Genomic DNA, 3,529 nt, shown 5'->3' on the forward strand with positions numbered 1-3,529 from the left:
CCGCCCCGGCGGCTCCCCGCGGCCCCCGCTCCCGCGCAGCCGAAAGCCGGCCGCCGCGAAGCCGGCGCCCGCCGCGAAGACCCCGGCGCAGCCGCAGCCCTCCCCGAAGCCGGCCGAGACCGGCGCGACGGGCCCCGAGTTCGTGACGCTGCGCGGCCCCTCCGCCGCCGTGGCGAAGAACATGAACGCCTCACTGGAGCTGCCGACCGCCACCTCGGTGCGCGCGGTCCCGGTGAAGCTGCTCTTCGACAACCGCATCGTGATCAACAACCACCTCAAGCGGGCCCGGGGCGGGAAGATCTCCTTCACGCACCTCATCGGCTACGCGATGGTGCAGGCGATCAAGGCGATGCCGTCGATGAACAACTCGTTCACGACGAAGGACGGCAAGCCCACCCTCGTCAAGCCCGAGCACGTCAACCTCGGTCTCGCCATCGACCTGGTCAAGCCGAACGGCGACCGGCAGCTCGTGGTCGCGGCGATCAAGAAGGCCGAGCAGCTCAACTTCTTCGAGTTCTGGCAGGCGTACGAGGACATCGTCCGCCGCGCCCGGGACAACAAGCTGACGATGGACGACTTCTCCGGCGTCACCGTCTCGCTCACCAACCCCGGCGGCATCGGCACCGTCCACTCGGTGCCGCGCCTCATGCCCGGCCAGGCCGTGATCATGGGCGTCGGCGCCATGGAGTACCCGGCCGAGTTCCAGGGCACCTCGCAGGACACCCTGAACAAGCTGGGCATCTCCAAGGTGATGACCCTCACCTCGACGTACGACCACCGCGTCATCCAGGGCGCGGCCTCGGGCGAGTTCCTGCGCATCGTCGCGAACCTGCTGCTCGGCGAGAACGACTTCTACGACGAGGTCTTCAAGGCGCTGCGCATCCCGTACGAGCCGATCCGCTGGAACCGCGACATCGACGCCTCGCACGACGACGACGTCACCAAGGCCGCCCGCGTCTTCGAGCTGATCCACTCCTACCGGGTCCGCGGCCACGTCATGGCCGACACCGACCCGCTGGAGTACCACCAGCGCAAGCACCCCGACCTCGACATCACCGAGCACGGGCTGACGCTGTGGGACCTGGAGCGCGAGTTCGCCGTCGGCGGCTTCGCGGGCAAGACGATGATGCGGCTGCGCGACGTCCTCGGCGTGCTGCGCGACTCGTACTGCCGCACCATCGGCATCGAGTTCATGCACATCCAGGACCCCAAGCAGCGCAACTGGATCCAGGACCGGGTCGAGCGGGGCGTCACCACCGCCAAGCCCGAGCGCGAGGAGCAGCTGCGCATCCTGCGCCGCCTCAACGCGGCCGAGGCGTTCGAGACCTTCCTCCAGACGAAGTACGTCGGCCAGAAGCGCTTCTCGCTCGAAGGCGGCGAGTCCGTCATCCCGCTGCTCGACGCCGTGCTCGACGCGGCCGCCGAGTCGCGGCTGGACGAGGTCGTCATCGGCATGGCCCACCGCGGCCGCCTCAACGTGCTCGCCAACATCGTCGGCAAGTCGTACGCGCAGATCTTCCGCGAGTTCGAGGGCAACCTCGACCCGAAGTCGATGCACGGCTCCGGCGACGTCAAGTACCACCTGGGCGCCGAGGGCACCTTCACGGGCCTGGACGGCGAGCAGATCAAGGTCAACCTGGCCGCGAACCCCTCGCACCTGGAGACCGTCGACCCGGTCATCGAGGGCATCGCGCGCGCCAAGCAGGACATCATCAACAAGGGCGGCACCGACTTCACCGTGCTGCCCGTCGCGCTCCACGGCGACGCGGCCTTCGCGGGCCAGGGCGTCGTCGCCGAGACGCTCAACATGTCGCAGCTGCGCGGCTACCGCACCGGCGGCACCGTGCACGTCGTCATCAACAACCAGGTGGGCTTCACCGCTCCCCCGGAGTCCGCGCGCTCCTCGATGTACGCCACCGACGTGGCCCGCATGATCGAGGCGCCGGTCTTCCACGTGAACGGCGACGACCCCGAGGCCGTCGTCCGCGTCGCGCGGCTCGCCTTCGAGTTCCGTCAGGCGTTCAACAAGGACGTCGTGATCGACCTCATCTGCTACCGCCGCCGCGGCCACAACGAGTCGGACAACCCCGGCTTCACGCAGCCGCTCATGTACGACCTCATCGACAAGAAGCGCTCGGTGCGCAAGCTCTACACCGAGTCCCTCATCGGCCGGGGCGACATCACCCTGGAGGAGGCGGAGCAGGCGCTCCAGGACTTCCAGGGCCAGCTGGAGAAGGTCTTCACGGAGGTCCGCGAGGCCACCACGACGCCCGGCGAGACCGAGGTCGCGCAGCCGCAGGCCGAGTTCCCGGTCAACGTGGACACCTCGATCTCCACCGAGGTCGTCAAGCGCATCGCCGACTCGCAGGTCAACATGCCCGAGCGGGTCACCGTGCACCCCCGGCTGCTCCCGCAGCTCCAGCGGCGCGCGGCCCAGATCGAGGAAGGCGCCATCGACTGGGGCACCGGCGAGATGCTCGCCTTCGGCTCCCTGCTCATGGAGGGCACCCCGGTCCGTCTCGCGGGCCAGGACTCGCGCCGCGGCACCTTCGGCCAGCGGCACGCGGTGCTCGTGGACCGGGTCACCGGCGAGGACTACACGCCGCTCCAGTACCTCTCCGAGGACCAGGCGCGCTTCAACGTCTACGACTCGCTCCTGAGCGAGTACGCGGCAATGGGCTTCGAGTACGGCTACTCGCTCGCCCGCCCCGAGGCGCTCGTGCTGTGGGAGGCGCAGTTCGGCGACTTCATCAACGGCGCGCAGACGATCATCGACGAGTACATCACCGCCGCCGAGCAGAAGTGGGGCCAGACCTCCGGCGTCACGCTGCTCCTGCCGCACGGCTACGAGGGCCAGGGCCCGGACCACTCCTCGGCCCGCATCGAGCGCTTCCTCCAGCTGTGCGCGCAGAAGAGCATGACGGTCGCGATGCCGACGCTCCCGTCGAACTACTTCCACCTGCTGCGCTGGCAGGTCCACAACCCGCACCACAAGCCGCTCGTCGTCTTCACGCCGAAGTCGATGCTGCGCCTCAAGGCGGCGACCTCGAAGGCCGAGGAGTTCACCTCGGGCCAGTTCCGGCCCGTCATCGGCGACGCCTCGGCGGACCCGGCGAAGGTGCGCAAGATCGTCCTGTGCTCCGGGAAGGTCTACTACGACCTGGAGGCCGAGCGCGCCAAGCGGGGGGCGGACGACACCGCGATCATCCGCCTGGAGCGGCTGTACCCGCTGCCCGGCACCGAGATCCAGGCCGAGTTCGCGAAGTACCCGCACGCGGAGAAGTTCCTGTGGGCCCAGGAGGAGCCGGCGAACCAGGGTGCGTGGCCGTTCATCGCGCTCAACCTGATCGACCACATCGACCTCTCGGTCGGCGCGGCGCTCCCCCACGGCCAGCGGCTGCGCCGCATCTCCCGTCCGCACTCCTCCTCCCCGGCGGTGGGCTCGGCGAAGCGCCACCAGCAGGAGCAGGCCCAGCTCGTGGCGGAGGTCTTCGACGCCTGACGGGCGCCGCAGGGCCGCAGCGGGAAG

General features: G+C 69.4%; 1 pseudogene. It reads left to right on the forward strand.

What is annotated here, in order from left to right:
* A pseudogene (locus SSBG_RS07795) lies at positions 1-3,502 on the forward strand (multifunctional oxoglutarate decarboxylase/oxoglutarate dehydrogenase thiamine pyrophosphate-binding subunit/dihydrolipoyllysine-residue succinyltransferase subunit); the annotation flags it as partial.
* Positions 3,503-3,529 lie beyond the last annotated feature (27 nt).

The sequence above is a fragment of the Streptomyces sp. SPB074 genome, from assembly GCF_000154905.1.
GTDB lineage: Bacteria > Actinomycetota > Actinomycetes > Streptomycetales > Streptomycetaceae > Streptomyces.